The organism is Streptomyces sp. NPDC096079, assembly GCF_040303145.1.
GTDB lineage: Bacteria > Actinomycetota > Actinomycetes > Streptomycetales > Streptomycetaceae > Streptomyces.
Genome location: NZ_JBEOST010000009.1, coordinates 288743 through 314162, shown reverse-complemented (window position 1 = coordinate 314162; position 25420 = coordinate 288743). Strand labels below are relative to the sequence as shown.

Here is a 25420-nt window from a genome sequence, read left to right as displayed (position 1 = left end):
CGGCCTGCGAAGACCCGGGTACCCGTCGCGCGCGCTTCCGATTCCTCCTTTTCCTCCAGATCATCCGTTGACGTCAGCAAATACGCCGATCCCGCCCGGGGCGCCCTTGCGGGCACCCGGGGCGGGGTGGGGTTCCGGGCCCGTCAGGCCGCCGTGTCGAAGGTGTAGTGGCGGGTGTGGTCGAGCATGTCCGCCGGGGTCACGTCGTTCCACGGGCGCATGGTGTCGTGGAGGTCGACGACGTTCGCGGTGCCGGCGGCGGGCAGGTACGTCGACCGGGGGTGGCGGGCCTGCCAGTCGGCCCACAGCTTGTCGACGAAGGCGTGGTGCATCCAGAACACGGGGTCGTTCGGGGAGACCCCGGTGGCCATCTGGCCGCCGACCCAGACGTGGACGCGGTTGTGCAGGTTCACCCCGCGCCAGCCCTCCAGATGGTTGCGGAAGCCGTCCGACGAGCTGTTCCAGGGGGCCGTGTCGTAGGTCTCCATGGCGAGCACGGAGTCCACCTCGGCGCGGGTGGGCAGCTGGCGGCCGCCGGCGCCGAGGTCGCGCCGGAGGTAGTCGCGGCCGTCGACGCGGACGTTGATCGTCCAGCGGTTCCCGGTGCGGGCGAACGCGCCGTCCGTGACCTGGCCGTCCCGGGCCCTGCCGGTGCCCCCGAGGAAGTCGGGGGCCCACAGGGAGGAGCGGGAGGTGCGGTCGGCCGTCCAGTCCCAGTAGGGCAGGGTGACGGACGCGTCGACGGACTGGAGCGCCTGCTCGAACTGTATGAGGAAGCGGCGGTGCCAGGGCAGGAACGACGGTGAGCGGTGGCCGACGCGGTCGCCGCTGTCCGTGTCGCTCATGATGAACGCGTTGTGCGTGGTGACGAAGGTGTCGTACTGCCCGGAGCGCTTGAGCTCCAGGAGGGCGTTGACGAAGCGGCGCTTCTCGTCGGCGGTGAGGGCGGCCTGGTTCTTGCGTACGGTCATGGAGTTGCGCTCCTGGATCGGTCAGGCGAGGGTGAGGGGAACGAGCGGGGCGCCCTGGAGTTCGCGGACGGCGGCGCGCGCCACCGCCTTGGGCGTGGCGACCGGCTCGTAGTGGTTGATCACGCTGATCCAGGTGCCGTCGGCGTTCTCCATGACGTGCAGTTCCTCGCCGTCGATCGTCACGGAGTAGCCGCCCCCGTGGTGTCCCCCGTGGTGGCCGCCGCCGTGGGAGGGCCCGCCCTTGATGCGGCGGCCCTGGTAGACCTCGTCGAACGCGCCCGGGGCGGCGGCGGGAGCGGCGGCCCGGGGAGCGGCGACGGCCTGGCCGGCCAGGGCGAGCCCTGCGGCGGCGCCTGCCGCGCCGGCGGCGACGCCGAGGGCCCGGCGGCGGGTGATGCTGGACATGAAACCCCCAAGTGGTCTGTGCGACCGGGGGGTCGGTCATGTCCCCCCGGCGGTTCCCATCAGTACCCGGGGGTGTCGGCGTGCCGGAAATCTCCGGCGGCCGGTTGGCCGTGAAGTGGACAAGATGCCACGGTAAGTACAGCTTTGAACGGAGTTGATCTTGCTGTCGCGACCGACAGGAACACCCCGGAGCGAAGATCCTACGGAGAAAGTGATCTTCTCGTGAAGGATCTTCGGTCTCGGGGTGTGCGGTGTGGCGGAGCCCACGCCGCCAGACTGTCCGGAATCCGGTCAGCCGCGGGGGGCCTTGCGACGCGCCCGCAGCCACTCCCTGTTCATCGCCGCGATGGAGGGCAGCGGGATGCCCTTCGGGCAGGCGGTCGCGCACTCCCCTGTCAGGGTGCAGCCGCCGAAGCCCTCGGCGTCCATCTGGGCCACCATGTCGAGGACGCGGGTCTCGCGCTCCGGGGAGCCCTGGGGCAGGACGTTGAGGTGGTTGACCTTGGCGGAGGTGAAGAGCATGGCGGAGCCGTTGGGGCAGGCCGCCACACAGGCGCCGCAGCCGATGCACTCGGCGTGCTCGAACGCCGAGTCCGCGTCGGCCTTGGGCACGGGGGTGGCGTGGGCCTCGGGGGCGGACCCGGTGGGCGCGGTGATGTAGCCGCCCGCCTGGATGACGCGGTCGAAGGCCGAGCGGTCCACGACCAGGTCCTTGACCACCGGGAACGCGGAGGCGCGCCAGGGTTCGACGTCGATCGTGTCGCCGTCGCGGAAGGAACGCATGTGGAGCTGGCAGGTCGTGGTGCGCTCCGGCCCGTGCGCGTCGCCGTTGATGACGAGGCTGCACGCGCCGCAGATGCCCTCGCGGCAGTCGTGGTCGAAGGCCACGGGGTCCTCACCGCGCAGGATGAGGTCCTCGTTGAGGGTGTCGAGCATCTCCAGGAACGACATGTCCGGAGAGACCCCGTCCACCTCGTAGGTGGCCATGGCGCCCTCGGTGCCGGCGTTCTTCTGGCGCCAGACGCGCAGGTTGAGCCTCATGCGTAGCTCCGCTGGGTGGGGTGGACGTGGTCGAAGGTCAGGTCCTCCTTGTGGAGGACTGGGGCGGCCCCGGCGAACTCCCAGGCCGCCGCGTACGCGAACTCCTCGTCGTGGCGGGCCGCCTCGCCGTCCGGGGTCTGGGACTCCTCGCGGAAGTGCCCGCCGCAGGACTCGGCCCGGTGGAGCGCGTCGAGGCACATGAGCTCGGCGAGCTCCAGGTAGTCGACGATCCGGTTGGCCTTCTCCAGCGACTGGTTGAACTCCTCGCCGCTGCCGGGGACCTTGATCCGGCTCCAGAACTCCTCGCGGATCTCGGGGATCCGGCGCAGCGCCTTGGTCAGGCCCTCCTCGGTGCGGGCCATGCCGCAGTACTCCCACATGAGTTCGCCGAGTTCGCGGTGGAAGGAGTCGGGGGTGCGGTCGCCGTCGACGGAGAGGAGGAGGTTCAGGCGGTCCTCGGTCTCGGCGAGGGCCTCGCGGACCACCGGGTGGTCGTCGGTGACCGGCTCGCTCGACGGATGGCGGGCGAGGTAGTCGTTGATGGTGGCCGGCAGGACGAAGTAGCCGTCGGCGAGGCCCTGCATGAGGGCGGAGGCACCGAGCCGGTTGGCCCCGTGGTCGGAGAAGTTGGCCTCGCCGATGGCGAAGAGGCCGGGGACGGTGGTCTGGAGGTCGTAGTCGACCCAGAGTCCGCCCATCGTGTAGTGGACGGCGGGGTAGATCCGCATGGGGACCTCGTACGGATCCTCCGCGGTGATCCGCGCGTACATGTCGAAGAGGTTGCCGTACTTCGCCTCGACGGCCTTGCGGCCCATCCGGCGGATCGCGTCGGCGAAGTCCAGGTAGACGCCCTGGCCGCCGGGGCCGACCCCCCTGCCCTCGTCGCAGACGTTCTTCGCCGCGCGGGAGGCGATGTCGCGGGGGACGAGGTTGCCGAAGGACGGGTAGATGCGCTCCAGGTAGTAGTCGCGCTCGTCCTCGGGGATCTCGGCCGCTGGGCGCTCGTCGCCCTTCGCCTTCGGCACCCAGATCCGGCCGTCGTTGCGGAGCGACTCGCTCATGAGGGTCAGCTTGGACTGGTGGTCGCCGGTGCGCGGGATGCACGTGGGGTGGATCTGGGTGAAGCAGGGGTTGGCGAAGTACGCGCCGCGCCGGTGGGCCCGCCACACGGCGGTGGCGTTGGAGTTCATGGCGTTCGTCGACAGGTAGAAGACGTTGCCGTAGCCGCCGCTGGCGAGGACCACCGCGTCCGCGAAGTGGGTGGAGATCCGTCCGGTGATCAGGTCGCGGGCGACGATGCCGCGGGCCCGGCCGTCGACGACGAGCAGGTCGAGCATCTCCGTACGGGCGTGCATCTCGACGTTGCCCGCGGCGATCTGCCGGGAGAGCGCCTGGTAGGCGCCGAGCAGGAGCTGCTGGCCGGTCTGACCGCGGGCGTAGAACGTGCGGGAGACCTGGACGCCGCCGAAGGAGCGGGTGTCGAGGAGGCCGCCGTACTCACGGGCGAAGGGGACGCCCTGGGCGACGCACTGGTCGATGATCTCGACGGAGATCTGGGCGAGCCGGTGCACGTTGGACTCGCGGGCCCGGAAGTCGCCGCCCTTGACGGTGTCGTAGAAGAGGCGGTGGATCGAGTCGCCGTCGTTGCGGTAGTTCTTGGCGGCGTTGATGCCGCCCTGGGCGGCGATGGAGTGGGCGCGGCGCGGGGAGTCCTGGAAGCAGAACTGGACGACCTGGTAGCCCTGTTCGGCGAGGGTGGCGCCGGCGGAGCCGCCGGCGAGGCCGGTTCCGACGACGATGATCCGGTGCTTGCGGCGGTTGGCGGGGTTGACCAGCTTCGCCTCGAAGCGGCGGGTGTCCCAGCGCTCGGCGATGGGCCCGGCGGGCGCCTTGGTGTCGGCGATCGGCTCACCGGTGACGTAATCGAGGTAACTCATGTCAGCTCACCACTCCGGTCATGACGGCGACGGGGACGGAGACGAAGCCCGCGGTCAGCACGAGCGCGAGGGTGTCGGCGAGCACCTTCAGGAGGCGCTCGCGACGGGCGTTGCCGACGCCCAGGGTCTGTGCGGCGCTCCAGAAGCCGTGGCGGACGTGGAGGCCGAGGGCGAGCATGGCGGTGATGTAGACGACGTTCCCGTACCAGGTGGAGAAGGTGTCGACGACGTTCTGGTAGGGCTTGCCCTCCTCGAAGCCGCCGGGGTGGAGGGTGCCGGTGGTCAGGTCGAGGAGGTGCCAGACGATGAAGAGGGCGAGGATGACGCCGCCCCAGCGCATGGTGCGGGTGGCGTACGAGGCGCGCCTGCGGCGGTGGACGTAGGCGGTGGGGCGGGCCTTCACGTCGCGCCGGCTGAGCTGGTACGCGGAGACCGCGTGGGCGACGACGGCGGCGAGGAGCACGATCCGGACGATCCACAGGGCCCAGTGGTGGTGCAGGACGGGGGCGCCCATGACGCGCAGCCAGCGGCCGTAGGCGTTGAACTCCTCGGGGCCGAAGAAGACCTTCAGGTTCCCGGCGACGTGGGCGACGAGATAGCCGAGCATGATCAGCCCGCTGACGGCCATGACCGTCTTCTTGCCGAGGGTCGACGACCAGAATCCGCGGGAGGGTGTGGGGGACGGCGGGCGGGCGGCCGTCCGGTCCCTCGTGGGTGCCAGAGCCATGTTCTCGACGCTAGGGCCGAAGGACCCGAGAGGTCCAAGACATGGTCCGGCTGATCTCGATAGGCCGAGCCTATCCATGTCCTCTACGCTGGGAGCATGCAGTTCCAGCAGCTCCTCTACTTCGTCGCCGTCGCCGAGACCCGGCACTTCACGCGCGCCGCCGAGCGGGTGCACGTCTCGCAGCCCTCTCTCTCGCAGCAGATCAAGGCGCTGGAACAGGAGTTGGGCGCCGAGCTGTTCAGCCGCGCCCGGGGGAACATCACCCTCACCGACGCCGGCGAGGCCCTGCTGCCGCTCGCCCGCCGGATCCTCGCCGACACGGAGACGGCCCGCCTGGAGGTCCAGGAGCTGGCCCAGCTCAAGCGCGGCCGGGTACGGCTCGGAGCGACCCCGAGCCTGTGCACGGGGTTCCTCCCCGACGTGCTGCGGGCCTTCCACGACCTGCACCCGGGGATCGAGCTCCTCATCGAGGAGGGCGGCTCGCACGATCTCGTACGGGAGCTGGCGCGCGGCGCTCTCGACCTCGCGCTCGTCGTCCTCCCGCTGCCCTCCCCCTCCCCCGCGCTGACCACGGTCGAGCTGCTCCGGGAGGACCTCGTGGTGGTCTCCGCGGCCTCGGAGCCGGCACCGCGCCGACCGGTGCGGATCTCGGACCTGCGGGACCAGCCGCTCGTGATGTTCCGGCACGGCTACGACCTGCGGGAACTGACCGTGGCGGCCTGCCGTGCGGAGGGCTTCGAGCCCACGTTCACGGTGGAGGGCGGGGAGCTGGACGCCGTGCTCGGTTTCGTGCGGGCGGGGCTCGGGCTCGCGGTCGTCCCCGCGATGGTCGCGGGGCGCGCCGGGCGGGACCTCCGGGTGACGGCCCTCGCCCGGCCGGGCCTGCGGCGCACGATCGCGCTGGCGCACCGCAGCGATGTGGCTCCGCCGCGGGCGGCACGGGAGCTCCAGCGGCTGCTGCTCCGCCGCCGCGGCTGAGACCGCGACTGTCGGGGCATGCGTTCCTCCCCCGGGCTCCGGCCGGGGGAGGAACGGTCGCGCGCCTCGCGGGGCGTGGGACCGCGGGAGCTAGGGGGTGTTTCGAAAGTCCTGTGCGGTGCCCGCGGTGTCCGGTGCGTGCCCTCGGCGTGCCGGACGAAGGCCCTCGTAGCGGAGCTACTTGGGTCTTCGGCCGGTGCGGCGAGGGGGCGTGCCGGGCGCCGCGGGTGCTGTGCGGGACTTTCGAAACACCCCCTAGACCGCGTCGGCCAGGAGCAGGGAGTGGATGCGGTCCGGGGCGCCCGGGCGGGCGTAGTACCAGCCTTGGGCCGTGTCGCAGCCGAGGTCACGGAGCTGGCGCGCCTGCGCCCCCGTCTCCACGCCCTCGACGGTGACGGCCAGCTCCAGGCTGTGGGCCAGGGAGACGATCCCCTCGACGATCTTCAGGTCGACCGGGTCCACGGGGTGCTGCTGCATGCCCCGCGTGAAGGACCGGTCGAGCTTGAGGACGCTCACCGGCAGCCGCCGCAGGTTGGCCAGGTTCGAGTAGCCGGTGCCGAAGTCGTCGAGGGCGATGTCGACGCCCATCTCGGCGAGCTGCCGCAGCGGCTTCAGCAGGTCCTCGTCGGCTCCGATCAGGGCCGATTCGGTGACCTCCAGGCAGAGCGCGCCCGGTTCGAGGCCGGACCGCTCCAGGACGTCGACGGTGTCGGCGACCAGGCGCGGGTGGTGGAGCTGCGTCGGGGACAGGTTGACGTTGATCCGCAGGGGGCCGCCGTCGGAGTGCCGGGTCTGCCAGAAGCGGGCCTGGCGCACGGCCTCCTGGAGCACCCAGCGGCCGAGCGGCACGATGAGGCCGGTGTCCTCGGCGAGCGGGATGAAGCGGTCGGGGCCGAGCACCCCGTGCTGGGGGTGGCACCACCTGACGAGGGCCTCGGCGCCGTGCACGCTGCCGTCGTCGAGGTGGACGAGCGGCTGGTACTCGATGAAGAACTCGCCGCGCTCCAGGGCGGTCGGCAGGGCGGTGGTGAGCCCGTGGCGGGTGATGGCGCGCGCGTCGGCCTCGGCGTCGGCGAGTTCGAAGCGGTTGCCGCCCGCCGACTTGGCCCGGTACATGGTGATGTCGGCGCTGCGGAGCACCTCGGCCGGGGTCCGCTCCCCCGCCGGCCCCTCGACCACGCCGAGGCTGCCGCGGACGGTGAGTTCGCGGCCGTCGATGCGGAGGGGGGTGGCGAGGGCGCCGAGGATGCGGTCGGCGAGTTCGGTGACGTCGCGTTCGCCGCCGGGCGCGGTGGTGAGGGCGACGAACTCGTCGCCGCCGAGCCGGGCCACCATCTCCCCGGCGCCGGTGACGCAGCTCTGCAGCCGGTCGGCGACCTCGACGAGCAGCCGGTCGCCCGTGGAGTGGCCGAGGCTGTCGTTGATGACCTTGAAGCCGTCGAGGTCGAGGTAGCAGAGGCCGAAGCGGGCGTTCTCGCCGGGGGCGAGGGCCTTCTCCAGGCGTTCGAAGAACAGGGTCCGGTTGGGCAGCCCGGTGAGCGCGTCGTGGGTGGCCTCGTACCGCAGGCGCAGATGGAGCAGCCGCCGCTCGGTGGTGTCCTCCAGGAGGGCCAGCTGGTACTGGGGGCGGCCGTCGGCGTCGCGGAGGAGGGAGACGGTGAGGTTGGTCCACAGAACCGTTCCGTCACCGCGGTAGTACGGCTTCTCGACGCGGTAGTGCTCGCGCTCGCCGCGGACCAGCTCCTCGTACAGCTTCCAGACGTGCGGCCCGTCCTCGGGGTGCACCCACTCGCTGACGTTCCGGCTGCGCACCTGGCCCTCCATCCCGCCGAACATGCGGGTGAGGGTCTCGTTGACCTCCAGGACGTTGCCGTCGAGGTCGGCGATGCCGATGCCGACCGCCGCTCCGTCGAAGACCGCGCGGAAGCGGCTCTCGGTGGCGTGCAGGGCGATCTCGGCGGCGCTGCGGGCGGTGAGCGCGGAGCGGGCGATGGCCTCCTGCTCGGCGCGGGTCCGCTCGCGCAGGGCCTGCGCGTAGCCGGCGGCCATGGCGTGCTGGAGACGGGCGCAGCGGGCGCGCAGTTCCTCGGCCGGCAGGTCCGACTCGGCGCCGCAGTAGAGCACCAGGTACGAGTCGACGACACCGAGGCTGCGGCCGAGCGCGTCCGGGTCGGTGCAGTGCGCGGCGACGAGGGCCGCGCCGGTGCGCTGCGCGGGTGCCGTGTCGAAGGGGCGGGCGTGCAGGGCATCGCACAGGGTGCGGGCCAGCGGCAGCAGGTGCCCCTCGAACTCGGCGCGGGTCAGCGAGGTGGCGGTCACCGGGAAGATCGCCCGGCTCCAGATCGTGACGAACCGCCTGAGTCTGTCCTCCGGGCCGTCGGCTTCGGCGACGGCGCCGGTCGGTTGCGACGGGACCTTCACGCCTTGCGCCCCACCCCTGCGAACCCGGAGAAGGCGTACGGATCCTCCTCCTCGGCCGGGCTGCCGGGCCGCCAGAGCGGCATCGGGACGAGTCCGGGCTCGACGAGTTCGGTGCCCTCGAAGAAGCGGGTGATCTCGCCGCTGGACCGCATCACCAGTGGGCTGCGGATGTTCCGGTAGACCCCGACGGTGCCGCCGGCCTGTTCCTCGGAGAGCGGGATGTTCTCGTACGAGGCGTGGGTGAGCACGAGGAGGCTGCCGGGCGCGAGGGCGTCGAGGAGTTCGGTGACGGCCTCGTAGGGCCTGTCCTCGTCCTCCAGGAAGTGCAGGACGGCGACGAGGAGCAGGGCCACCGGCCGCTCCAGGTCGAGGAGTCGGGTCACCTCGGGGCTGTGCAGGATGTCGGCCGGCTTGCGCAGATCGGCGGCGACGACGGCGGCGCCGTCGTCGCCGTCGAGGACGGCGCGGCTGTGGGCCACGGCGACGGGGTCGTGGTCGACGTAGACGACCCGGGCGGCGGGGTCGGCGGCCCGGGCGACCTCGTGCACGTTGCCGAAGGTGGGTATGCCGGAGCCGATGTCGAGGAACTGGGTGACGTCGTTGTCAACGGCATGGCGGACCGCGCGCCGCATGAAGGCACGGTTCGCCTGCATGATCTTGGGCAGACCAGGCATGAACTCCATGGCCTTGCGGGCCGCTTCCCTGTCCACTTCGAAATTGTGCGAGCCGCCCAGATAGAAGTCGTACATACGGGACACGCTCGGTACCGAGATGTCGATACCGGGCGGGGCCCAGGCGGGACGCTCCATCGATGTCTCCAACAAGTCGCCATGGGGGATGCGGCCATGTGTTCGCGGCCGGTGTTCGAGGTGAGGCTACTGATCGCCCGCCGGGAGAGCGAGTAGAAACGGAAATTCGCGGTCCGTTCTTGGTCACACGCCATTGGCACGTGCTCCTGGAACGCAGAGTTCACGCCTTCAGGCTGTGCAAATTCACGTGCATATGATCGTGCGTCGGTTCCCGGTACGGCCCCGGTCGCGCCCGGGGGACCCTCCAGGTCCCGTCCGCACCTCGGCTGTTGCCGCTCCCGGGCCCGGTCGCCGGTGCAGGATGCCCTGTTGACGGTCCCGCACGACAGGGCGACAACCGGACAGTTCTTCTCCGGAAGGCCGGAAGGAGCCGTGTCGGCCACCCGCGGGGAATCATCGCGCCCGGCAATACCGGGCATTGCGCCGAATCCGTCACCGACATCCGGCGAAACGTCAAGCCCACCCATCCGGAGATCCCCTCCATCTGGCGAATCCCACCGGATTCGGCCCCGGCGCGCCGCCGTTGTGATCAAGCTCGACGGCGTGTCTCTGTACGGATCACTCCTCGCGCGGCCGCTGGCGGCCCTGGGGCTGGTGTGGCTGCTCGCCGCACCCGTGCCCGCCGCCGCCGACGCCTGCGCCTACGCCTCGACCGACTCGGGCGGTTCGCAGATCGCGGTGGCGGTCGCCGGTGGCGGCCACCACGACGGCGACGACCACGGAAGGGGGAACGGCGAAGGGAAGGGCAAGGGCGGCGGGAAGGGCCACGGCAAGGGCAAGGGCCACGACCACCACGGCGACGGGAAGGGCCACGGGCACGGGCATCACCACCACCCGAAGCCCTGCGACCCCGAACCGCCCCCACCGTGCCCCACACCCACTCCGACACCCACCCCCACGCCGACCCCCACGCCCACGCCCTCTCCTCCTGAGCCGACGCCCACTCCGAAGCCGACGCCGGAGCCCACGCCGGCGCCGCCCGAGCCGGTTCCGCCGCGCCCCGTGCCGAAGCCGCCGCCGGCCAGGTCCGCGCCCCGCCCGGAGCCGCCGTCTCCCGCGCCCCCGCCCAGGAGGCCGCCCCAGCCGGCACCCGCGCCGCCGCCTCCCCCGTCCCCGACGCCCACCGCGCGGCCCCGGCCACCCGCCCCCTCGCCCGTGGCGCTGCCCCACTACCGCCAGGCGACGCGGGCCAAGAAGCAGGGCGGCACCTCCGTCGTCACGGCGACGCTGATGATCACCGCCCCCGCCGTGCTCGCGACGGCGATCCTGCGCCCCCGGTCCAAGTAGGAGGAATCCATGTCCGAATGGCTCGTTCTCTCCCTCGCGATGGCCGCCGCGTGCGCCGTCGTGCTCACCATCGTCGTCATCAACAACCGCCGGCTCCCGGAGGACGACGACCCGAGTGAGACCCCGGACGTCATCGAGTACATGACGATGATGATCGGCGTGATCTACGCGATCGTGCTCGGCCTGGCCATCGCCGGTGTCTGGGAGGCCCGGGGGGCCGCCCAGGAGACGGTCCGGCAGGAGGCCCAGGCGATGCACGAGATCTCGGCCCGCGCCGAGGTGTACCCGCCGCAGGTCCGTTCCCGGATCCGCGCCGACGTCGACGCGTACGTCTCGTACGTGGTCCACGACGAATGGCCCCACATGGCCGAGCACGGCGAGCTCAGCGACGAGGGCACCGCGCTCCTGGAGAAGGTGCGCCGCAGCGTCACCGACTACCAGCCGGCCGACGACTTCGAGGGGCAGGCCTACCAGCCGCTGGTGGACCAGGTGGCCGCCGCCGACGACGCCCGGGGGGCCCGTGGACAGAACGCGGGGGCGACGATGCCGGGGGTGGTGTGGTTCGGCCTGATCATCGGGGCCCTGGTGACGGTCGGCCTGATCTTCACGCTGCAGATCCGCAGAACCGGCCGGGAGTTGCTGCTCGCCGGCCTCTTCAGCGTCCTGATCGCCTTCCTGCTGTTCCTCATCTGGGACTTCGACGCGCCGTTCGGCCGGGGCATCTCGGCGACCGCCGCGCCGTTCACCGATCTGTTCCCGCAGATCACGCGGTGATCCGGCCCGTGCGAGTGGGCCGCCCGGGGGACATCGGTGCCCCATTCGCACGTCTGGGATCGCGGCTGTGGTAGTGCGCTCCTAGCGTTTCGGGCAGCGAGGTGTACGGCCCTTCGCGGGAACCCCCTTCCGCGGCCGCGCCTCGGGACCCGGAGGATTCACCATGCGCGCGATACGTGCCGCTTCCACTGCCCTGTTGGGGGCGGCCGCCCTCGCCCTGGCCGCTCCCGCCGCCCTCGCGGCGGACGGTGTCCCCGCGCCCGGCGCGCGGGCACCCGGGGCCAAGGCACCGGGCGATTTCCTCGTGTCGCCCGCGGTCGTCGCCCCGGGCGGCCGGGTGACGCTGAGCGCCCCCGGCTGCGCCAGCACGGCGACGGCCTCGGCGGGCATCTTCGACACCGCCACCATCGCACCGGGTGCGGCGGTGACCGCCACCGTGGACGCGGACGCCAAGCGCGGGGCCGTGTACACGGTGCTGTTCAACTGCACGGGTGGCGTGCAGGACACCGTCGCCCTGACGATCAGCGGCTCCCCCACCGCCACCCCGACCATCAGTGCCACGGTCCTCACGCCCCCGCGCGGGGTGCAGGGCGGTCTCGGCGGCTCGATGGCCCCCAGCACCACGGAACTGGCCGTGGGCGCGGTGCTGGCCGTCGGCGCCGTCTCGGGCGGCGCGGTCTACGCGATCCGCCGCCGCACCGGCGCGGGCCGGCGGCACTGACCGGGTGCGGGCCGGGAGCGGCGGGCGGGTGCTCGTGGACGCCCGTCGCCCCCGGGTCCCGGTGGGGACTCGGGGGCGACGGGCACGGCGGGCCGACCGGGAGGTTCGGCCGGTCAGACTCCCGCGCCGGTCAGGCGTCGACGGCGGGCGATGAAGATGCCGCCGCCGAGCGCGGCGGCGGCGACGAGCGAACCGCCGATGGCCATCTCCGTGGAGCTCGGGGCCATCGAACCGCCGAGGCCGCCCTGCGCGCCCTGCCCGGCGAGGACCCGGAACGGTGCGGTGAGGGTGCGGCCGTTGCACTGGGCGGCCAGGTTGTACTGGCCGGGCGTGGCGTTGTTGAAGATGCGGGGCGTGGCGGTGGAGACCCCGTTGACGGCCGGGGAGAGCGTCGTCGTCGGGAAGGCGTTGGACGTGACCGTGCCACCGGCGCAGCCCCGGACGGTGATCGTGAGGATCGCGCCCTGGTGGACCGCGAAGGGGGACACGGTGACGCCGTTGGAACCGTCTCCGCCGCGCTCCGCCTGGAAGGCGTCGACGGTCACGCTGCTGGGCCCGTGGGTGGCGGTGGCGAGGGGGGCCGCGAGTCCGAGCGCCGCGAACGCGGTCGCCGTCACCGCCAGAGTGCGTGCAGCACGCATGGTTGAACCTCCTGTGGAAGACGCCCCAAAGCGGTGCTCCGGGAGATTCGACGAGTACGCCTTCCATGACGAACCATCACAAGTCGGTGCGAGCCGTGCATGTCGGCACTGGGCCACCCCGGTGAGGCGACACGCCGTGGGCAGGAGCCTCGGGAGCGACGGAATCGCAGGTCAAGGCCGTCCGGGGTGCTTATCTGACGATTACTCGGATGGGTCAGCCGGGCTGTCACCCGCCTGCCCTCCACGCCGTCGCCGGGCGCGCGCCGGAGCGGCCCGGTGCCGCTCGGGGCCGGGCACCCGTCCGGCGGTGGGCCCCACCCGTTCGCGCCGTCCGGCGCGACGGCCCGCACGGCCGCCCTTACCGTTCTGACGACGCCGAGAAGGGAGAACCATGCCCCCGAAGGACTTCCGCGTCTTCGAGCGCAGGAGACGCCGACCCTGGGGCGTCCTGGCCCTCGCCATGCTGTCCGGGCTCGCGATGATGCGCAACGGGGTGGACGTCGCCCTCGGGCCGCCCCAACCCGCCGCCGCGGCACGCCCGGTGGCGCATCCGGTCATGCCGACGCCGCCCGCCGCGAGCACGGGTCTGGAGCCGCTGCCCTTCGCCCCGGCGTCCCGGATCAAGATCCCGGCGATCCAGGTGGCGGCCCCCATCATGGACGTGGGTCTGGACGCGGACGACTGGGTGGCGGCCCCGCCCCCCGAGGACCCCAACCTGGCCGGCTGGTACCAGAACGGCATCGCGCCCGGTCAGCGCGGCACGGCCGTCGTCGTCGGCCACGTCGACAACGCGAAGGGCCCGGCGGTCTTCTACGGTCTGGGATCCCTGCAGAAGGGCCAGCACATCGAGGTCGAGCGGTACGACGGCCGGGTCGCCGTCTTCGAGATCTACGGCGTCGAGGTGTACGCCAAGGACAACTTCCCCGGCGTGCAGGTCTACGCCGACAACGGCGAGCCGGAGCTCCGGGTGATCACCTGCGGCGGCGGCTACACGCGCGCGCGTGGCTACGACGGGAACGTCGTGGTCTACGCGCGCATGGTCGGCTCGCGCTAGGGGGTGCCTCGAAAGTCCTGTGCGGTGCCCGCGGTGTCCGGTGCGTGCCCTCGGCGTGCCGGACGAAGGCCCTCGTGGCGGAGCTACTCGGGTCTTCGGCCGGTGCGGCGAGGGGGCGTGCCGGGCGCCGCGGGTGCTGTGCGGGACTTCCGAAACACCCCCCAGCACCCGCGCGCAGGGCAGGGCCCCGGCACCGTGGTGCCGGGGCCCTGCCGTCGCGTCCGGGCGGTCAGCGCCGCGGCACGGTGATGTGGTAGCCCGCGTCGAGGAGTTCGGGGAGGTAGCGGCGGAGCGCGGCCACGCTCTGGGAACGGTCGCCGCCCGCGTCGTGGGAGAGGACGACGACGCCGGGCGCGGCGCCGTCGAGAACCCGGCGCACGATGGTGCCGGTGCCGGGCTCCTTCCAGTCCAGGGTGTCGACGGTCCAGGCGAGCGGCTCCATGCCGAGTTCGGCGCCGATCTCGAAGGAGTGCCGGTTCCACGCCCCGTAGGGAGCGCGGTACCAGAGCGGGGCCGCGCCGAGCGCCCGCTCGACGACCTCGCTGGTGGAGCCGAGTTCGTCGCGGATCCGGGAGGGCCTGAGCTTCGGGATGAGGGGGTGGGACCAGGTGTGGTTGCCGACGACGTGGCCGTCCGCGTCCATCTCGCGCAGCAGGTCCTGGTTCTCCACGGCCATCTCGCCGCAGACGAAGAACATCGCCCGGCAGCCGTACTGGCGCAGGGTCTCCAGGATGCCGGGGGTGTAGCGGGGGTCGGGGCCGTCGTCGAAGGTCAGCACCATCGAGCGGCCGACCCCGGACATGCCGGCGAAGGGCCGCTGCCGCACCGGCGGCAGCGCGCGCCGGAAGGCCGGCGGCGCGTACGCGGTCATGGGCTGGAGCCGGTACGCGGACGGGCTGAGGCGGGCGCCCTGCGCCTGGGGTCCGGCGGCCGGGCCGGCGTGGCCGGCGCCGGACGTGCCCCGGGGGGTGGAGACGGCGCCGTTGGCGGTGTCCGGCCCGGCGAACCGGTCCGCCGCGAACACTCCTACGGTGGCGGTGGCCCCCAGGGCGGCGGCGAGCCGCAGCACGGCCCGGCGCCCACTGGGCATCTGATCCTTTTTCATGACCAATGGTTCATACGGGCGAGGGCCCCCACGGCTCCACGACACCGGCCCCCCGTCCGAAAACACCCGATGAGCCGAAGGATCCCGGCACCCGGGCCGTCTACCTCCCCATCACCAGACCGTCCCTGCCGGCGCCCCGGCTGAGGACCACGTCCCGGATGGTGTCGCGGATCCCGGCCTCGCGGGCGTCCGCGTCCTCCCGCCCGCCGAGGTTCACCACGCGTCCGCGCGCGGTGTCGAACCACTGCGGCAGGAACTCGGCCTTCGTGACCTCCCAGCGACCGCCGGGGGTCCGGGGCGGGGCGAAGGTGAAGCGGCCGATGCTGCTCTGGTTGCCGCGCGGGTCGTAGGAGCCCTCGTGGTTGATCATGTCCCCGGCGATCTGGTCGCCCATGCCGTAGACGATCCACGTCCCGTTGACCTTCTCGTAGGCCTGCGGGACGTGGGCGTGCGTGCCGATCAGGAGATCGACGTCCGGGCGGCCGCCGCTGCGCGAGGCGGTCAGCGCGCGCCCGAGGGAGAGCTGCCGCTCGTCGGGTTCGGTCTGCCACTCGCTGCCCCAGTGGACGCTGACGACGACCACGTCGGCGCCCGCCGCGCGGGCGGCGCGCGCGTCGGCGATCACCTTGCCCTCGTCGAGCAGGTTGACGGCCCAGGGCTGCCCCTCGGGGAGCGGGTAGCCGTTGGTGTCGTAGGTGTAGGCCAGCTGGGCGACCGTGGCGCCGCCGGCCTTGAGGAGGGTGGGCCGCGCCGCCTCCTCGGCCGTTCGGGCGGAGCCGGCGTGCCGGACCCCCGCCTTGTCGAGCGCGTCGAGGGTGCGGCCGAGGCCCGCCGCGCCGTCGTCGAGGGTGTGGTTGGAGGCGGTGGAGCAGGAGTCGTAGCCGGTGGCCTTGAGCGCGGTGGCGATCTCGGGGGGCGACGTGAAGGCCGGGTAGCCGGTGTAGGGGCCGCCCTCCTGCCCGTACACCGTCTCCATGTGACAGATGGCCAGGTCGGCCCGGGAGACCACGGACTTGGCGCCGGACAGCATCGGGCGGAAGTCGTAGCCGGCCCCGTCGGCGTCCTCGCCCGCCCGCCGGATGATCGAGTCGTGCGGCAGGATGTCGCCGGAGGCGACGAGGGTGAAGCCGGCGGGCGCGGAGGACCCTCCGGGAGCGGCGGGGCGCGCTCCGCCGCTCCGCCCGGCCGCCGCGCCCGGAGTCGAGGTGCCGTCGGCGGGGCCGCTCCCGTCGGTGCAGCCGGTCGCCGCCGCGAGCAGGAGTGCGGCGAGCGCCGCCCCCGCGGGTCTGGTGCGTGAGGTCATGTACGGCGCTCCGCCCGAATCATGTGATGAACATCTGTTCTGATGAATTGAGCTCCTGGGAAAGCGGCAGTCAAGGGTCAAGGCCGCACGGGGTGACGAACCCCGCTGAAACGGACGCACCGACTCCGTCCGACCGTTCGACGTGCCATTCGCCGCGCGGTGCGACCGTTCGTCGCACACCGCTGCCCGCTCCCTGTCGCCCGCCGTCCGGATGCGTTCGGATACGCCCCGGACGACGAGGCGCGGGAGAGGCGGGCGGCATGACCACGGTGGCGACGGCGACGACCGACGAGCGGGCCCTGGAAGAGCTGCAGCGGGACCACGGGCCCGCCCTGCTCTCCTTCCTGCTCGGACTGACCCACGGAGACCGGCAGCGCGCCGAGGACCTCGTCCAGGAGACCCTGGTACGGGCCTGGCTCCACCCCGAGGCCTTCGACGGCCCCTACACCTCGATGCGCCCCTGGCTCTTCACCGTGGCCCGCCGCCTCGCCATCGACGCCCGGCGCTCACGCCTCGCCCGGCCCGCGGAGATCGGCGACGGCGTCCTCGCGGTGACGCCCGACCCCGCCGACGCCACCGCCTCCGCCGAGGCCGCGCTCGACGTACGGGCGGCCGTGCGGGAACTGAGCCCCGAGCACCGCGCGGTGCTCGTGCGGCTCTACTTCCACGGACTCACCGTCAACGAGGCCGCCGTCGAACTCGGCATCCCCGCCGGGACCGTCAAGTCCCGCTCGCACTACGCGCTGCGGCAGCTGGGCCGCTCCCTGCCCGGCTACCGGCCGCGCCGCGCGCCCGTTGCCCGGGCCCGCGCCGGGGCCCCACAATGACGCCGTGACGCTGACTCTCACCTCCGCCGAACAGGTCCTCGCCGACAACTTCGCCCCCTGGGTGCTCGATCTGGGGCTCTCGGTCGTCTCCGTCGACGCCGAGGAGGCCGTCCTCCGCCTCCCCTGGTCGGACCGGCTCGCCCGGGAGGGCGGCGGGCTCTCCGGCCAGGCGCTGATGGCCGCCGCCGACACCGCCACGGTGATCGCCGTCGCCGCGGCGCGCGGCGGCTTCGTGCCGATGACCACCGTCCAGCAGTCCATCAGCTTCCAGCGCGCGGTGGTCGGCGCCGACGTCCTCGTCCGCGCCCGGCTCACCAAGGCCGGGAAGCGGATGGCCTTCGCGGACATCACCATGACGGCCGACGGCACCGAGGAGACCGCGGCCCACGCGACCGCCGTCTACGCGCTCCTCGGCTGAACCGGACCGGCTCCCCGCCCCGCCCGCCACGCTCGACCCGCCCGGCACCCGGAACCCACCCGCACCGATCCGGCCGGGAAACGTATCCGAATCCACACCGGCGAGTTGAGCAAAGCGGGACCCGCGGACGCCCTTCACGGAGGAGGCTCTCCCCCGAGCCCCCGGGTCCCGACGTCCGGGGCCCACACATCCGGGAGAAGGTGGGAGCGTTGCTGCCCGAGAGCACGAACGGCACCGGCGGCACCAGCGGCGGCGGCCTCGCCGTCCCGATGGCGTGGCTGTGCGCCGAGTACCTGGCCGACGAGGTGCTGCGGGCGGCCGCGCTCGTCGCCCCCGGCTCGCTGGAGTACCGGGCCGGCCTCCAGGCCCTGGCCCTCACCGTCCACCTCGCCGGCGAACCCGACGGTCCGTCCGGCGCGTGGGCCGCCCGGCGGGTCGACGAGTGGCTGCGGCACACCGCCTACGACCGGCCCTGGCCCCCCTGGGTCGAGGAGCGGCTCGCCGCGCGGCAGGCGGCCGGCGACGAGGGACCGGACCTGGCGCTCGCGCGGACTGCCTGGGCACGGCTGCGGGACACCTGGATCCGCGCCGCCGACCTCGACGGCCGGACCGACCCCGAGGGCCCCGTCGACGAGGCCGAGCAGATCTGGCTGCCCGCCTGGAAACTGGGCCTCCCGCTCGCACACCTGTCGCTGCACCTGCGCTGACGGCTCCTACGGCGCCGAAGGGTGCACCCCCGGACGGTACTTGGGGACCCGTACCGTCACCTTCATCCCGGCGCCGACCGCCGTCTCGATGACCAGACCGTGCTCCGCCCCGTACACCTGGCGCAACCGCTCGTCCACGTTGGACAGGCCGATGCCGGAGCCCGCCGGGTGCTCCCCGCGCAGGACCGCCCGCAGCAGCTCCGGGTCCATGCCGACGCCGTCGTCCTCGACCGTCACCACCGCCTCGGCGCCCGCGTCCCGGGCGGCGATCGTGACCCGGCAGCCCCGCTCCCGGTCCTGGAGGCCGTGCTTCACGGCGTTCTCGACGAGGGGCTGGAGACAGAGGAACGGCAGGGTCACCGGCAGCACCTCGGGCGCGATCTGCAGCGTCACCTGGAGACCGTCGCCGAACCGGGCCCCCGCCAGGGCCAAGTACTGCTCGACGGAGCGCAGTTCGTCGGCGAGCTGGGCGAACTCGCCGTGCCTGCGGAAGGAGTAGCGGGTGAAGTCGGCGAACTCCAGGAGCAGCTCCCTGGCCCGCTCGGGGTCGGTGCGCACGAACGAGGCGATGGCCGCGAGGGAGTTGAAGATGAAGTGCGGGGAGATCTGGGCGCGCAGCGCGCGGATCTCGGCCTCCACGATCCGGGTGCGCGAGCGGTCGAGCTCGGCCAGCTCCAGCTGGACCGAGACCCAGCGGGCCACCTCGGTCGCGGCCCGCACGAGCACGGCCGACTCCCGCGAGCCGTAGGCGACGAGCGCGCCGAGGACCCCGTCCTCCCCGGTGAGCGGGGCGATCACCGCCCAGCGCAGCGGACACGCCGGATCCTCGCAGCCGGTGTGGGCGGAGCGGCTGCGGCCGGTCTCCAGGGTCTCGGCGGCCTGCTCGGGGGCATGGGCCAGGTGGTGGTCCTCCCCCGGGCCGTCCCAGGCGAGGACCGCGCCGCCCCGGTCGGTGAGGCAGAGCGCCTCGGTGCCGAGCAGCGAGCGGAGCGTGCGGGCCGCCTTGCGCGCGGTGTCCTCGGTGAGCCCGGCGCGCAGCGGGGGCGCGGCGAGGGACGCGGTGTGGAGCGTGTGGAAGGTGGCCCGTTCCACGGGTGTGCCGAGGTCGGGATCGGCGGTACGGCCGCCGCGCCGTGCGGTGAGGCGCCCCAGGACGAAGCCCGCGGCGAGCAGCACCGCCCCCGCGGCCGCCGCGGCGGCGAGCGCGATGCCGCTCATCGCCGAGCCCCGGGGGCGGTCATCGGCGTGCCTCGGGCGTGGTCGTCGGCGGCGCCTCGGGGGCGGTCATCGTCCGGGCCTCCTGGGTGGGGACGGCGCCCGTGCTCTCCTCCGGGAGGGCCGTGATCTCCTCCGGGAGGTGGAGCCGGGCGAGGATGGCGGGCGTGCCGGGCGGGATCCGGCGAGGGGTGGCCAGCGAGACCAGCACCATCGTCAGGAACCCGAGGGGGACCGACCAGACGGCGGGCCAGGCCATCAGCGTGTGCGGCCAGCCTCCCGGCGCGAGTCCCGCCCGGGTGGCCATCACCGCCGCGAGGGCCGTGCCGCCGCCGAGCAGCAGCCCGGCCACGGCGCCGGGCGGGGTGAGCCGCCGCCACCAGATCCCGAGGACGAGCAGCGGACAGAACGACGACGCCGAGACCGCGAAGGCGAGACCGACCGCGTCGGCGACCGGCACCTTCGACGCGACGACCCCGACGCCGAGCGGGACGGCGGTGGCGAGGAGCGTCCCGAGGCGGAAGTGCCGGACGCCCCGGGAGGGCAGCACGTCCTGCGTGAGGACGCCCGCGACGGACATCGTGAGCCCGGACGCGGTGGAGAGGAAGGCCGCGAAGGCGCCGCCCGCGAGCAGGGCTCCGAGGAGGTCGCCGAGGAGCCCGCCGAGGATCCGGTCGGGCAGGACGAGGACGGCGGCGTCGGCGGAACCGGTGAGGGCCAGTTCGGGCGCGTAGATCCGCCCGAGGGCTCCGTACAGGGGCGGCAGCAGGTAGAACGCGCCGACGAGCCCGAGGACGACGAGGGTGGTGCGGCGGGCGGCGCGGCCGTGCGGGCTGGTGTAGAAGCGGACGGCGACGTGCGGCAGGCCCATGGTGCCGAGGAAGGTCGCGAGGATCAGTCCGTACGTGGCGTACAGCTGGTGCCCGTCACGGCCGCCGGCCAGCGGCTGGGACCACCCGAGGGGGTCGGAGCCGGTGGCGGCGCGCTCGGGCAGCGGGGTGCCCGGCGCGAAGGAGAGCGTGGTGCCGCCCAGGACGTGGTGGGTGCCGGGGGCGAGGGTGACGGCCCGGCCGGTGTACGGGACGGAGTCCACGCTGCCGGTGACGGTGACCGTGAGCGGCTCGTCGAGGCCGACGCGTACGGTGTCGGCGACCTGGACGGCGGTGTGGCCGCGCAGCACGGCGGGGGCGTCGAAGCGGGCCCGGGGCGCGCCGTCCCCGTACCAGGCGGCGAGCAGGAACAGGGCGGGGACGAGCAGCGCGGTGAGCTTCAGCCAGTACTGGAAGGCCTGTACGAAGGTGATGCTGCGCATGCCGCCCGCGGCGACCGTGCCCGTGACGACGAGGGCGACGAGCAGCCCGCCGACCCAGTCGGGGGCGCCGGTGAGGATCTCCAGGGTCAGTCCGGCGCCCTGGAGCTGCGGCAGCAGGTACAGCCAGCCGATGCCGACGACGAACAGGCTGGCGATCCGGCGGACCTGCGGGGATTCCAGGCGGGCCTCGGCGAAGTCGGAGAGCGTGTACGCCCCGGAGCGGCGCAGCGGGGCGGCGACGAGGACGAGCAGCACGAGGTATCCGGCGGTGTAGCCGACCGGGTACCAGAGCATCGCGGGGCCCTGGACGAGGACGAGCCCGGCGATCCCGAGGAAGGACGCGGCGGAGAGGTACTCGCCGCTGATGGCGGCGGCGTTGAGGGCCGGGCGGACGGTCCGCGAGGCGACGTAGAAGTCGGAGGTGGTGCGGGAGATCCGCAGGCCGAGGGCGCCGATGAGGACGGTGGCGAGGACGACGGCGGTGACGGCCGCGACGGCGTGGGTCTGGTTCACGGGGGCGGTTCGCCGTTCTCAGCGCTCGACGAGCCCGGTGAAGTCGCGCTCGTTGCGCTCGGCACGGCGGACGTACCAGTGGGCGATGCCCCAGACGACCGGGTACACGCCGATGCCGAGCGTGCCCCAGACGAGCGCCTCGGGTGCGGGCAGCGCGAGCACCAGCGGCAGCGAGCCGACGAGCAGGACGAGGGCGCCGAGGGCACTGAGGGCGGCGCGGAGCTGACTGCGCATCAGGGAGCGGACGTAGGTGTGGCCGAGGGTGGTCTGCTCGTCGATCTCGGAGCGGGCCGGCGGGTGGGCGGCGCGCCGCCCGGCGGGGGCGGGCACGGCGCCCGGGCCGTGGGCGGAGGCGTAGGTGACGGTCTCGCGCCGGGGCCTGCGCGGGGGGTGCTGCTCCGGCATCGGCGACCGCTCTCTGACTGGCTCCTTGGCCCGTGGAGTGTACGCAGAGGGGGTGCGGCGCCGGTAGGGGTACGCGGCTCAGCCGCCGGCCCGGCGCATCAGCAGGTCCCGCAGGTGGCGGGCGTGACGGCGGCTGACGGCCAGGTCGGTGGCGCCGATCCGCACGGAGGTGGCGCCGGCGTCGAGCCGCAGCTCGTCGATGCGGCCCAGGGCCACGAGATGGCTGCGGTGGACGCGGACGAAGCCCCGGTCGGCCCACCGTTCCTCCAGGACGGAGATCGGGATGCGGACGAGGTGGCTGCCGTGGTCGGTGTGGAGGCGGGCGTAGTCCCCGTGGGCCTCGACGTAGGCGATGTCGTCGACGGAGACGAAGCGCGTGACGCCGCCGAGCTCCACGGGGATCTGCTCGGGAGCCGCCGGGGCGGCGGGCACGGCGGTGGCGTGGACGAGCTCGTGGACGCGGCGTACGGCCTCGGCGAGCCGCTCGCGGCGGACCGGCTTGAGCACGTAGTCGACGGCCTTCAGGTCGAAGGCCTGGAGGGCGAAGCCCTCGTGGGCGGTGACGAAGACCAGATGCGGGGGCCGGGCGAAACCGGCGAGCAGCCGGGCCAGTTCGAGACCGGTGAGGCCGGGCATGTGGATGTCGAGGAAGACGACGTCGACGGCCCGGTCGCCGTCGGGCCCCGCTTCCAGGGCGCGCCCGATCCTGCGCAGCGCCGCGGTGGCGTCCCCCGCGCCCTCGGCGGTCCGCACCCGGGGGTCGGCGCGCAGCAGGTAGAGCAGCTCGCCGAGGGCGGGCTCCTCGTCGTCGACGGCCAGGACGCGCAGCATGCGCGGGAGTCTAGAGGAGGAGGAGGTGCGGGCCTCGGGAGCTTCGGCTATTTGAGGAGCTTCGACAGGCGCCGGTCGGCGAGGACCTTGCCCCCTGTCTGGCACGTCGGGCAGTACTGGAGGGAGGAGTCGCTGAAGGAGACCTCGCGGATGGTGTCGCCGCAGACCGGGCAGGGTTCGCCGGTGCGGCCGTGGACGCGCAGGCCCGTCTTCTTCTCGGCCTTGAGCCTGCCCGCGGCGAGGCCGTGGGAGCGTTCGACGGCCTCGCGGAGGGTGGTGCGCATCGCCGTGTAGAGGGCGGTGGTCTCCTCCGGGGTGAGGTTCTGGGTGGGTTTGAACGGGGACGTCTTCGCGGCGTGCAGGATCTCGTCGCTGTAGGCGTTGCCGATGCCGGCGATGAGGCTCTGGTCGCGCAGGGCGCCCTTGATCTGACGGCGCTCGCCCACGAGCAGCGCGGCGAACTCCTCGGGCCCGAAGTCCTCGGCGAGCGGGTCGGGGCCCAGGCGGGCGACGCCCGGGACCTCCTGGGGGTCGTGGACCAGGTGCACGGCGAGCCGCTTGGTGGTGCCGGCCTCGGTGAGGTCGAAGCCGTCGCCGCCGGTCAGGGCCGTACGCAGCGCCAGCGGGCCCTTGCCGGGCTTCGGCGGCCCCGACGGCAGGGGGTCCTGCCAGCGGAGCCAGCCCGCGCGGGCCAGGTGGATCAGGAGGTGGAGCTCGCCGGCCGCGCCGGTGGTGGTGAGGTCGAGGAACTTCCCGTGCCGGCCGACCGCGGTGAACTCGGCGCCCTCCACGGCGCTCAGGGGCGGGTCGTACGTCTTGAGGACGCTGATCGCGACGGGCAGCACGCGGGCGATCTCCTTGCCCACCAGCTGCGTGTCGAGGAACGCGCGGAGCGCTTCCACCTCGGGGAGTTCGGGCATGGCTCCACCCTGCCGCACGGCGCACCGGGCCGCGCGGCGGCAGCGCTCGGGACCCCACCGGAGCGTGGTCGCCCGCCGGGCCGGACGGGACGATCCGGACAGCCCTTAGGGTGTCCGACGTGCGTGTACTGCTCGTCGAGGACGACGAAGACCTCCGCTTCGGGGTGGCCGCCGCTCTGCGGGCCGCCGGGCTCGCCGTCGACGAGGCCTCCGACCTTCCCCGGGCGGACGAGGCACTGTTCGTCACCGCGTACGACTGCGCGGTCTTCGACCGGATGCTTCCGTCCGGCGACGCCGCCGCCTACGTCGACGGGCTCCGCCGCGGCGGCCGTGACGTGCCGGTGCTGTTCCTGACGGCGCGCGACACGGTCGCGGACCGGGTGGAGGGCTTCGCGAGCGGCGGGGACGACTACCTCGTCAAGCCGTTCGCCGTGCCCGAGCTCGTCGCCCGGGTGCGCAGCCTGTGCCGCCGGTCCGCCGTCGTCCGTCCGCCGGTCCACCACGTCGGCGACCTGGAGATCGACACGGCCCGCCGTCACGTCCGCCGGGCGGGGGTGCTGCTCACGCTGACGAGCCGGGAGTTCGCGGTCCTGGAGGTCCTGGCGGCCCGCTCCGACCAGGCGGTGTCCCGCGCCGAGCTGGTCGAGAGCTGCTGGGACGAGATGGCCGAGCACCGGTCGAACGTCCTGGAGGTGCTCGTCTCCCAGCTGCGCCGCAAGCTCGGGGAGCCGCCGCTGATCCACACCGTGCGCGGGGTCGGCTACCGGCTCGCGCCCGACGCCGGTGCGCGGTGAGGCCCGCGCGCTCCCGTCGGTCGGCGACGCTCACCCCCACGGCGCGGGTGCTGCGGCTGCGGCGGCGGATCAGTCTGCTGTTCGCGCTGACCAGCGCCGTGGGGCTGGTCGCGATGGCCGTGCTCGCCGTGCGCGGCGACAGCGGCCGGTGGCGGGAACAGCTCGATCACACGATGGACGCCGACACGAGCTGGGCGCTCGGACTCCTGGAGACCGACGAGGAGGGGCGGCTCGTCCTGGACGTGCTGGCGGACTCGGTGGACACCGCGTGCCCGCCGCTGACCGTGCTGCTCGTGGACGCGGCCGCCCCCGGCTCGCTGAGGGTCGAGCACGCGCCGGCGAAACCGTGCCTGGCGGTGAGCCGGGCCGTGGTGCTGGCGGCGGGGTCCGCGGCGGTGCGGGCGGACGGCGTGCGGGCCTTCGACGGTCGCACGACGGACGGCGGTCCGGTACGGGTCCTCGCGCAGCCCTTCTACGCGCCGGAGGCGGCGGACGACGAGGGCCCGCAGGGCGCGCTGGTGACCGTGGCCGACGCGCGCGGCCCCCGGGACGACCACCGGCGGCTGGTGGGGGTGGTGACGGGCGGCTGCGCGGTGCTCGTGCTGCTGTCGGCGGCCGTCGGTCACGTGCTGTCGGGCCGGGCGGTCCGGCCCGCGCTCGCCGCGCTCGACCGGCAGGAGGCGTTCCTCGCGGACGCCGCGCACGATCTGCGGACCCCGGCCGCCTCGCTGCGGACGCTCGCCGAGACGGCCCTGCGCGGCGAGACGGACAGCGCGGACGTGCACCGGCGCACGCTGCGGCTCGCCGAGGGGATGGGCCGGCTCGTCGACGGGCTGCTCACCCGGGCCCGTCTCATGTCCGGTACGGCCGCGGTGGCCCGGCAGCCGCTGCGCCTGGACCAGCTGGTCGAGGCGGTCGTGGACGAGGCCCCCACGGAGGGGCATCGCGTCCGGGTCGAGGCCGTGGAGGCGATCGTGGTCGCCGATCCCGATCTCGTGCGCCGCGCGGTGGGCAACCTCGTCGACAACGCGCTCGCGCACGGCCACGCGCCGGGTGTGCCCGCGGACGTACGGGTCACGGTGAGCGCGGACGGCACGCTGACGGTCGAGGACGCGGGTCCCGGTCTCCCTCCGGAGGTCGCGGGCGCGCTGTTCGAGCGGTTCCGCAGCGGTGCGGGCTCCACGGGCCTCGGTCTGTCCATCGCCTCCTGGGTCGCCCACGCGCACGGCGGCACGCTCGGGGCGGAGCGGTCCGGGACCGGCGGGGCCCGGTTCGTCCTGCGGCTGCCGGTCGCGCGCTGACCG

25 protein-coding genes are annotated in these 25420 nt (G+C 73.6%); 10 read left to right on the top strand and 15 right to left on the bottom strand.

What is annotated here, in order from left to right; all coding sequences use genetic code 11:
- Positions 1-143 precede the first annotated feature (143 nt).
- The 5 genes from melC2 to ABTY59_RS20680 form a co-directional block, all read right to left on the bottom strand.
- Positions 144-971 (bottom strand): tyrosinase MelC2, encoded by an 828-nt coding sequence (gene melC2 / locus ABTY59_RS20700; RefSeq protein WP_352020449.1) that lies wholly within the window; start codon positions 969-971, stop codon positions 144-146.
- Between the two features lie 21 nt (positions 972-992).
- Entirely contained in the window at positions 993-1376 is a 384-nt protein-coding gene (melC1, locus tag ABTY59_RS20695) for an apotyrosinase chaperone MelC1 (RefSeq protein ID WP_352020448.1), read from the bottom strand.
- Between the two features lie 291 nt (positions 1377-1667).
- Complete coding sequence (locus ABTY59_RS20690) at positions 1668-2417, bottom strand: succinate dehydrogenase/fumarate reductase iron-sulfur subunit (protein WP_352020447.1); 750 nt, start codon at positions 2415-2417, stop codon at positions 1668-1670.
- On the bottom strand, positions 2414-4354 hold the full coding sequence (locus ABTY59_RS20685) for a fumarate reductase/succinate dehydrogenase flavoprotein subunit (protein WP_352020446.1): 1941 nt from the start codon (positions 4352-4354) through the stop codon (positions 2414-2416). The genes ABTY59_RS20690 and ABTY59_RS20685 overlap by 4 nt, the downstream gene beginning before the upstream one ends.
- Position 4355: 1 nt before the next feature.
- Positions 4356-4982 carry a succinate dehydrogenase gene (locus tag ABTY59_RS20680; protein WP_352020488.1) on the bottom strand — a complete coding sequence of 209 codons (627 nt, stop codon included), beginning with the start codon at positions 4980-4982 and terminating at the stop codon, positions 4356-4358.
- Positions 4983-5177: 195 nt separating this feature from the next.
- Between ABTY59_RS20680 and ABTY59_RS20675 the strand changes: the two genes are divergently transcribed.
- On the top strand, positions 5178-6059 hold the full coding sequence (locus tag ABTY59_RS20675; protein ID WP_352020445.1) for a LysR family transcriptional regulator: 882 nt from the start codon (positions 5178-5180) through the stop codon (positions 6057-6059).
- A 255-nt stretch (positions 6060-6314) separates the two neighbouring features.
- Here the strand turns inward: ABTY59_RS20675 and ABTY59_RS20670 are convergent, their stop codons facing one another.
- Positions 6315-8480, bottom strand: a complete 2166-nt coding sequence (locus ABTY59_RS20670; protein ID WP_352020444.1) for a putative bifunctional diguanylate cyclase/phosphodiesterase — start codon at positions 8478-8480, stop codon at positions 6315-6317.
- Positions 8477-9289: an SAM-dependent methyltransferase gene (locus tag ABTY59_RS20665; RefSeq protein WP_352020443.1), complete on the bottom strand. Its 813-nt coding sequence runs from the start codon at positions 9287-9289 to the stop codon at positions 8477-8479. Before ABTY59_RS20665 ends, ABTY59_RS20670 begins: the two co-directional genes overlap by 4 nt.
- A gap of 543 nt (positions 9290-9832) precedes the next feature.
- On the opposite strand from ABTY59_RS20665, the gene ABTY59_RS20660 reads away from it, so the two are divergent.
- From ABTY59_RS20660 to ABTY59_RS20650, 3 genes are all read left to right on the top strand, one after another.
- Positions 9833-10576 (top strand): hypothetical protein, encoded by a 744-nt coding sequence (locus ABTY59_RS20660; RefSeq protein WP_352020442.1) that lies wholly within the window; start codon positions 9833-9835, stop codon positions 10574-10576.
- Positions 10577-10585: 9 nt separating this feature from the next.
- A complete protein-coding gene (locus tag ABTY59_RS20655; RefSeq protein ID WP_352020441.1) occupies positions 10586-11350 on the top strand; it encodes a bestrophin-like domain in 765 nt (254 codons plus the stop codon).
- Between the two features lie 163 nt (positions 11351-11513).
- Positions 11514-12071 (top strand): hypothetical protein, encoded by a 558-nt coding sequence (locus ABTY59_RS20650; protein WP_352020440.1) that lies wholly within the window; start codon positions 11514-11516, stop codon positions 12069-12071.
- Positions 12072-12184: 113 nt separating this feature from the next.
- On the opposite strand, the gene ABTY59_RS20645 is transcribed toward ABTY59_RS20650, so the two are convergent.
- A complete protein-coding gene (locus ABTY59_RS20645; protein ID WP_352020439.1) occupies positions 12185-12712 on the bottom strand; it encodes a hypothetical protein in 528 nt (175 codons plus the stop codon).
- A gap of 391 nt (positions 12713-13103) precedes the next feature.
- Between ABTY59_RS20645 and ABTY59_RS20640 the strand changes: the two genes are divergently transcribed.
- Positions 13104-13766: a class F sortase gene (locus ABTY59_RS20640; RefSeq protein ID WP_352020438.1), complete on the top strand. Its 663-nt coding sequence runs from the start codon at positions 13104-13106 to the stop codon at positions 13764-13766.
- A 229-nt stretch (positions 13767-13995) separates the two neighbouring features.
- On the opposite strand, the gene ABTY59_RS20635 is transcribed toward ABTY59_RS20640, so the two are convergent.
- Both ABTY59_RS20635 and ABTY59_RS20630 read right to left on the bottom strand, forming a co-directional pair.
- A complete protein-coding gene (locus ABTY59_RS20635) occupies positions 13996-14856 on the bottom strand; it encodes a polysaccharide deacetylase family protein (RefSeq protein WP_352020437.1) in 861 nt (286 codons plus the stop codon).
- A gap of 115 nt (positions 14857-14971) precedes the next feature.
- The gene (locus tag ABTY59_RS20630; RefSeq protein WP_352020436.1) at positions 14972-16174 is read right to left on the bottom strand and encodes a CapA family protein; all 1203 of its coding nucleotides are present in this window, start codon (positions 16172-16174) and stop codon (positions 14972-14974) included.
- Positions 16175-16434: 260 nt separating this feature from the next.
- Here ABTY59_RS20630 and ABTY59_RS20625 point away from each other — a divergent pair, with 260 nt between their 5' ends.
- The 3 genes from ABTY59_RS20625 (at position 16435) to ABTY59_RS20615 (ending at position 18126) form a co-directional block, all read left to right on the top strand.
- Entirely contained in the window at positions 16435-17001 is a 567-nt protein-coding gene (locus ABTY59_RS20625) for a sigma-70 family RNA polymerase sigma factor (RefSeq protein WP_352020435.1), read from the top strand.
- Positions 17002-17005: 4 nt separating this feature from the next.
- Positions 17006-17419 (top strand): PaaI family thioesterase, encoded by a 414-nt coding sequence (locus ABTY59_RS20620; RefSeq protein WP_352020434.1) that lies wholly within the window; start codon positions 17006-17008, stop codon positions 17417-17419.
- Positions 17420-17628: 209 nt separating this feature from the next.
- Positions 17629-18126 (top strand): hypothetical protein, encoded by a 498-nt coding sequence (locus ABTY59_RS20615; protein ID WP_352020433.1) that lies wholly within the window; start codon positions 17629-17631, stop codon positions 18124-18126.
- A 6-nt stretch (positions 18127-18132) separates the two neighbouring features.
- Here the strand turns inward: ABTY59_RS20615 and ABTY59_RS20610 are convergent, their stop codons facing one another.
- From ABTY59_RS20610 to ABTY59_RS20590, 5 genes are all read right to left on the bottom strand, one after another.
- On the bottom strand, positions 18133-19344 hold the full coding sequence (locus ABTY59_RS20610) for a histidine kinase (RefSeq protein ID WP_352020432.1): 1212 nt from the start codon (positions 19342-19344) through the stop codon (positions 18133-18135).
- Positions 19345-19363: 19 nt separating this feature from the next.
- Positions 19364-21166: a sodium/solute symporter gene (locus ABTY59_RS20605; RefSeq protein WP_352020431.1), complete on the bottom strand. Its 1803-nt coding sequence runs from the start codon at positions 21164-21166 to the stop codon at positions 19364-19366.
- A gap of 18 nt (positions 21167-21184) precedes the next feature.
- Positions 21185-21571, bottom strand: a complete 387-nt coding sequence (locus ABTY59_RS20600; RefSeq protein WP_352020430.1) for a DUF485 domain-containing protein — start codon at positions 21569-21571, stop codon at positions 21185-21187.
- Between the two features lie 78 nt (positions 21572-21649).
- The gene (locus ABTY59_RS20595) at positions 21650-22402 is read right to left on the bottom strand and encodes a LytR/AlgR family response regulator transcription factor (protein WP_352020429.1); all 753 of its coding nucleotides are present in this window, start codon (positions 22400-22402) and stop codon (positions 21650-21652) included.
- A 47-nt stretch (positions 22403-22449) separates the two neighbouring features.
- Positions 22450-23322, bottom strand: a complete 873-nt coding sequence (locus tag ABTY59_RS20590) for an Fpg/Nei family DNA glycosylase (RefSeq protein WP_352020428.1) — start codon at positions 23320-23322, stop codon at positions 22450-22452.
- Positions 23323-23441: 119 nt separating this feature from the next.
- Between ABTY59_RS20590 and ABTY59_RS20585 the strand changes: the two genes are divergently transcribed.
- Positions 23442-24116: a response regulator transcription factor gene (locus ABTY59_RS20585; protein ID WP_352020427.1), complete on the top strand. Its 675-nt coding sequence runs from the start codon at positions 23442-23444 to the stop codon at positions 24114-24116.
- Positions 24113-25417, top strand: coding sequence for a sensor histidine kinase (locus tag ABTY59_RS20580; protein ID WP_352020426.1), 1305 nt, complete (start codon positions 24113-24115; stop codon positions 25415-25417). Before ABTY59_RS20585 ends, ABTY59_RS20580 begins: the two co-directional genes overlap by 4 nt.
- The last annotated feature ends 3 nt before the right edge of the window (positions 25418-25420 follow it).

Coding starts and splice junctions, on each gene's coding strand:
- melC2 (WP_352020449.1), bottom strand. CDS start 971: ATGACCGTACGCAAGAACCAGGCCGCCCTCACCGCCGACGAGAAGCGC.
- melC1 (WP_352020448.1), bottom strand. CDS start 1,376: ATGTCCAGCATCACCCGCCGCCGGGCCCTCGGCGTCGCCGCCGGCGCG.
- ABTY59_RS20690 (WP_352020447.1), bottom strand. CDS start 2,417: ATGAGGCTCAACCTGCGCGTCTGGCGCCAGAAGAACGCCGGCACCGAG.
- ABTY59_RS20685 (WP_352020446.1), bottom strand. CDS start 4,354: ATGAGTTACCTCGATTACGTCACCGGTGAGCCGATCGCCGACACCAAG.
- ABTY59_RS20680 (WP_352020488.1), bottom strand. CDS start 4,982: ATGGCCGTCAGCGGGCTGATCATGCTCGGCTATCTCGTCGCCCACGTC.
- ABTY59_RS20675 (WP_352020445.1), top strand. CDS start 5,178: ATGCAGTTCCAGCAGCTCCTCTACTTCGTCGCCGTCGCCGAGACCCGG.
- ABTY59_RS20665 (WP_352020443.1), bottom strand. CDS start 9,289: ATGGAGCGTCCCGCCTGGGCCCCGCCCGGTATCGACATCTCGGTACCG.
- ABTY59_RS20655 (WP_352020441.1), top strand. CDS start 10,586: ATGTCCGAATGGCTCGTTCTCTCCCTCGCGATGGCCGCCGCGTGCGCC.
- ABTY59_RS20650 (WP_352020440.1), top strand. CDS start 11,514: ATGCGCGCGATACGTGCCGCTTCCACTGCCCTGTTGGGGGCGGCCGCC.
- ABTY59_RS20645 (WP_352020439.1), bottom strand. CDS start 12,712: ATGCGTGCTGCACGCACTCTGGCGGTGACGGCGACCGCGTTCGCGGCG.
- ABTY59_RS20640 (WP_352020438.1), top strand. CDS start 13,104: ATGCCCCCGAAGGACTTCCGCGTCTTCGAGCGCAGGAGACGCCGACCC.
- ABTY59_RS20635 (WP_352020437.1), bottom strand. CDS start 14,856: ATGCCCAGTGGGCGCCGGGCCGTGCTGCGGCTCGCCGCCGCCCTGGGG.
- ABTY59_RS20630 (WP_352020436.1), bottom strand. CDS start 16,174: ATGACCTCACGCACCAGACCCGCGGGGGCGGCGCTCGCCGCACTCCTG.
- ABTY59_RS20625 (WP_352020435.1), top strand. CDS start 16,435: ATGACCACGGTGGCGACGGCGACGACCGACGAGCGGGCCCTGGAAGAG.
- ABTY59_RS20610 (WP_352020432.1), bottom strand. CDS start 19,344: ATGAGCGGCATCGCGCTCGCCGCCGCGGCGGCCGCGGGGGCGGTGCTG.
- ABTY59_RS20600 (WP_352020430.1), bottom strand. CDS start 21,571: ATGCCGGAGCAGCACCCCCCGCGCAGGCCCCGGCGCGAGACCGTCACC.
- ABTY59_RS20595 (WP_352020429.1), bottom strand. CDS start 22,402: ATGCTGCGCGTCCTGGCCGTCGACGACGAGGAGCCCGCCCTCGGCGAG.
- ABTY59_RS20590 (WP_352020428.1), bottom strand. CDS start 23,322: ATGCCCGAACTCCCCGAGGTGGAAGCGCTCCGCGCGTTCCTCGACACG.